This window comes from Mycobacterium helveticum (assembly GCF_007714205.1).
Lineage (GTDB): Bacteria > Actinomycetota > Actinomycetes > Mycobacteriales > Mycobacteriaceae > Mycobacterium > Mycobacterium helveticum.
Window position 1 is genome coordinate 1 of the sequence record NZ_VMQU01000372.1, and the last position, 422, is coordinate 422.

1 pseudogene is annotated in these 422 nt (G+C 63.0%); it reads left to right on the top strand.

The annotated features are described in order from the left end of the window. Positions 1–242: 242 nt before the first annotated feature. Positions 243–422: pseudogene (locus FPZ47_RS27980) on the top strand (hypothetical protein); the annotation flags it as partial.

The following is a 422-nucleotide window of genomic DNA, read 5'->3' on the forward strand; positions in this document are numbered from 1 at the left end:
CGAGGCGGTAGGTGTTCGCGCGCGCGGAGATCGAAACAACGACGACGTTGACAAGACCGACCGGCTGCCGGGGTTTGGCTCGTTCGAGCCCAGCAGGTGTCTGGTCCGGTTGCTGGCCTGGCCGGTTTCCGGCGCGCCGCCGATGCTATGATGTTTAGGATATCCGTCGACGATTGCGCCGCGGGTAGGACGCTGGACTTCGGTGTATAATCCCGGTTCAGCCAAGAGTATTGAGCGCAGGTATGACGGAGTTTACCGAGGACGCCAACGGGTTACCGCGGGGGTCGCTGAGCGAGTTGCAGGTCTTTGCTGATGTTGCTGACTTGCGGGGCGCGGTTGACGACTTGGCGGGTTTGGTGGCCGACGGTCGGGGTTTGCCCGAGTTGCTGGCTGAGGTGTCGACGTTTGCGGTGCGCGCGATC